Source organism: Alienimonas sp. DA493 (assembly GCF_043951915.1).
Lineage (GTDB): Bacteria > Planctomycetota > Planctomycetia > Planctomycetales > Planctomycetaceae > Alienimonas.
Genome location: NZ_JBINJD010000314.1, coordinates 1 through 1,599 on the forward strand (window position 1 = coordinate 1; position 1,599 = coordinate 1,599).

Consider the following 1,599-nt stretch of genomic DNA (forward strand, 5'->3'; position numbering starts at 1 on the left):
CGCTGACGCTTCGGGTTGGTGGACGGGGAGACGGTTGTCAGGTGTTGAGCCATGAGAGGGCAAACGCCGCCGCCGGTCCGGCGGCGTCGATTAAAAACGCCGGCGAGAGCAGCAGGGGCGTCGGGAGAATCAGCCAGGCCGCGGCGTAAAGGCGGTTCGACACGCCCCCCAATCGCCCGGCCTTCCGCAGCCGGCGTTCGAGCCCCGTCCCCGCCGCTTGCAGCAGGAAATAAAGGAACGGCCCGCCGTAAAGGGCGCCCGGCCGGTCGAAAACCGGCCCGGTGAGCGCCGCCTCGTGCACCGCCCCGCTGAGGGCGAACCCCGCCCAGAGCGCGATCCCGGCGGAGAACCGCCGGGCCAGCGGGGCGAACAGGCCGTCGCGCGTCAGCCGGGCGAAGGCCGTGTTCCAGCGCCGGCCCCAGAACTCCGCCAGCGTGGCGGCGCTCAGCGGGCGGTTCATCAGCGGCTCCGCGTCGATCCCGCCCCGCCGCAACGCCAGGGCGAGCAGGTGAAACGCCCCGAAGTGCAGGGCGAACACGAACCCGACCGCCGCGCACACCCCGCCGATCAGCGGTTCGCCCCGGTCGGTCAGCCGCCCGCCGAGCAGAAACAGCCCCGCTCCCAGCAGCGTGAACGCCGCCCCGCGGAGCCGCTCGCCCCCCGCCGGCGGCTCGCAGGCGTGGAACAGGAACCGCCGCCGTTCCAACCCCGGCCACAGCCACCAGAGAAGCTCCCGCCGCCACGGCCCCCCGCGACCGGGCGTTTGCGGCCCCGGCCCGACGGCGACCGCCCACCCCTTCGCCGCCAGCCACAACCCCGCGCACACGACCGCCAAGCGGACGACGGGTTCGGCGACGGTCATGACGGGCTCCCTTTCGAAAGACCGACCGCCGCCCCGCCGGACGGTTCACACGACCCGCCGTGTCCCCCCTCGCCCCCCTTTTGGGGGAGAGGGGCCGGGGGTGAGGGGGCAGCGGAGCCCGAACGCTCTCCACGGCCCGGCGCTCAGAATTGGCAGCCCGAGGCGCCAGCCGAGGCGTGCCCGCATCGCCTCGGCCTCGCTTGCGCTTCGGGCACGATCTCTGAGCGAAAACGGGCGAACCGGGCGTCCGCCCTCACCCGCGCGAGAATCGCCCCGGGGCGTAGGGGGCGGGGTCGACGTGCGGCTCGGCGCCGGCGACCAGTTCGGCGATCAGGCGGCCGGTGCCGGGGGCCATCGACAGGCCGAGCATGTTGTGCCCGGCGGCGACGAACAGGTTCTCCGCCCGCTGTCCGCGGCCGCCGGGGACCTTGCCGATCAGCGGGACGCCGTCCGGCGTCATCGGGCGCCAGCCGGCCCAGCGGTTGTCGCCGGCGGGGTGGTCGTCGGGGGGCGGCTCGGCGGGGACGTGGAGGAACCGGGAGGCTCCGCGGGTCAGCAGGGCCAGCCGGCGGCGGGCGATCGAGGGGTCGTAGCCGCTGAACTCCATGATGCTGCCCAGCCGCAGCGCCGCCGGCCGACGCGCCCCGTCCCCGTTCCCGTCCGACGCCGACCCCCGCACCGGGCCGCCGGCGTGCGGGGTGACGGCCACCCGCACCTCCGGCAACAGCATCGGCCGC

2 protein-coding genes are annotated in these 1,599 nt (G+C 75.4%); both read right to left on the bottom strand.

Annotated elements, in window-relative coordinates; translation table 11 throughout:
* Window positions 1-37 precede the first annotated feature (37 nt).
* Window positions 38-862: an MBOAT family protein gene (locus tag ACG2DA_RS22695; protein WP_395258961.1), complete on the bottom strand. Its 825-nt coding sequence runs from the start codon at window positions 860-862 to the stop codon at window positions 38-40.
* Between the two features lie 253 nt (window positions 863-1,115).
* Window positions 1,116-1,599 (bottom strand): NAD(P)/FAD-dependent oxidoreductase (locus ACG2DA_RS22700; RefSeq protein ID WP_395258963.1); only part of this gene is annotated, 484 nt, incomplete at its 5' end.